Origin of the sequence: Anaerovibrio sp. (assembly GCF_051866355.1) — a bacterium.
Taxonomy (GTDB): Bacteria; Bacillota; Negativicutes; order Selenomonadales; family Selenomonadaceae; genus Anaerovibrio.
In genome coordinates, this window is the sequence record NZ_JBJDWZ010000106.1 from 1 (window position 1) to 2216 (window position 2216).

The window sequence follows — 2216 nt, forward strand, 5'->3', positions numbered from 1 at the left end:
TTGACGGAGATACCTGGGAGACGCTGGTCAAGCCGGGGCGCAAGGCGCAGCCGGGACAGGTGGTGCGGTTCAGTGATGAGCTGGCCTGTACCGTAACGGACCATACGGATTTTGGCGGCCGTATTGTGAAATTCCAGTATGAAGGGATTTTTGAGGAGATTCTGGACAGGCTGGGTGAGACGCCCTTGCCGCCGTATATCCATGAAAAGCTGGCGGACAAGGAGCGATATCAGACTGTTTACTCCCGCGAACAGGGGTCGGCGGCGGCTCCTACGGCGGGATTGCATTTTACGAAGGAGCAGCTGAAGGAGCTGCAGGAATATGGCGTGAATCTTGGTTTTGTCACCCTGCATGTGGGGCTGGGGACATTCCGGCCGGTCAATGTGGAGAACATTGAAGAGCATGTGATGCACAAGGAATACTATAGCATTTCACAGGAAACGGCTGACCTGATTATGAGTACCAGAGCCGCCGGTAAGCGCGTGATTGCGGTGGGCACCACATCTATCCGCACACTGGAATCTGCGGCAGATGGCGTGGGAAAAATCAGTGGCAAGTCCGGCTGGACGGATATCTTCATTTATCCCGGCTATGAGTTCAAGCTGGTGGATGGGATTGTCACCAATTTTCATCTGCCAAAATCCACGCTGATTATGCTGATTAGCGCCTTTGCAGGCAGGGAGTTCGTGCTGAAAGCCTATGAAGCGGCGGTCAGCGGGAGGTACCGGTTCTTTTCCTTTGGTGATGCGATGCTGATAAAGCGTCCTGGAGAGTGATTGTGATGAATGAGAAGGCTGTAGGCGCCATGAGGGAGTTTCTGGAGGCGCTGGGACTGGATTTAAAACAGCTGGATATGGAAAAAACCCCGGAGCGGGTGGCGGAGATGTACGGCTACCTGTTCAGCGGACTGACGAGGGATGCCGGAGAAGTCTGGGGAGAGCTTTTTCAGAGTGAGAATGACGGCATTGTGGCCGTGAAGGATATCCCTTTTTATTCTATGTGCGAGCATCATCTGGTGCCGTTTTTCGGCAGGATATCCATTGCTTACAAGCCGAAGAACGGCATGGTGGCAGGTTTTGGCAAGTTTACCAAGCTGGTGGATATCGTTTCCCATCGTCCCCAGCTGCAGGAGCGCATGACGGAGCAGCTGGCAGAGGCGGTCATGCAGGGTCTGCAGGCAGAGGGCGTGCTGGTCATTGCGGAGGCACAGCAGCTGTGTATGACCATGCGGGGCGATCTGGCGAATGGCACTTCGACCATTACCTCATCCTGCCTCGGCTGCTTTGGCGAGGATAGCGGCCTGTACAATCAGGCCTGGAGCCTGCTGGGCTGGAATAAAGGTGAATGATGCGCCGGCATTGGCGAAGGAAGGCAGTGGTAATTTATTATGGGAAGAGCTACAAAGACTATATATGATGCAGACAGGAAATATACGTGGGCTGATGGCAAGGAGCTGGAAATTGGCAAGAAAACGCTGATTATGGGCATACTGAATGTTACCCCGGATTCCTTTTCCGATGGCGGCAAATGGAACAGCGTTGACAAGGCTGTTCAGCATATGCTGGAAATGGTGGTAAACGGCGCTGATATCATCGATATCGGGGCCGAGTCCAGCCGACCGGGATTTGTTGCCATGTCTGCCAAGGAGGAAATTGAGAGGCTGAAGCCTTTTTTGGAGGCGGTGGTTCCGGCCTGTCCGGTGCCTGTGTCCATTGATACCTTCAAGGCGGAAACGGCAGCTTTTGCGGCAGAGCACGGCGTGCACATGCTGAACGATATCTGGGGACTGCAGTACGAGGATGAGCCGGGAGAGATGGCAAAAGTGGCCGCCCGGTATGATTTGCCGGTAGTGGTGATGCACAACAGGAAATCCAAGGAGTACAGCGGTGACATCATTGACAGCATGCGGGCTTTTTTCATGAAGTCCATTGATATAGCAGAAAAGGCCGGTGTGGCTTCTGACAAGCTGATTCTGGACCCGGGCATCGGGTTTGGCAAGACCGTGGAGGGCAATCTGGAGGTCATGAACCGCCTGCAGGAGCTGAAGCAGTTTGATGGCAGGAGGTATCCTCTGCTTTTGGGAACCAGCCGCAAGAGCTTTATCGGCAACACTCTTGACCTGCCGGTGGATGAGCGCATGGAGCCGACGGGGGCTACCTGTGTGCTGGGGATTACCAAGGGCTGTGAAATCATGCGCGTGCATGATGTGCTGCCGA

At 54.4% G+C, this 2216-nt stretch carries 3 protein-coding genes; all 3 read left to right on the top strand.

The window, feature by feature from the left end; translation table 11 throughout:
* A partial coding sequence (queA, locus tag ACI3UA_RS05710; RefSeq protein WP_439723868.1) for a tRNA preQ1(34) S-adenosylmethionine ribosyltransferase-isomerase QueA occupies positions 1 to 776 on the top strand: 776 nt, incomplete at its 5' end.
* Positions 777 to 781: 5 nt separating this feature from the next.
* Complete coding sequence (folE, locus tag ACI3UA_RS05715) at positions 782 to 1348, top strand: GTP cyclohydrolase I (RefSeq protein WP_439723869.1); 567 nt, start codon at positions 782 to 784, stop codon at positions 1346 to 1348.
* Positions 1349 to 1387: 39 nt separating this feature from the next.
* Positions 1388 to 2216, top strand: an 829-nt coding sequence (folP, locus tag ACI3UA_RS05720) for a dihydropteroate synthase (protein WP_439723870.1), incomplete at its 3' end; no start/stop codon positions are given.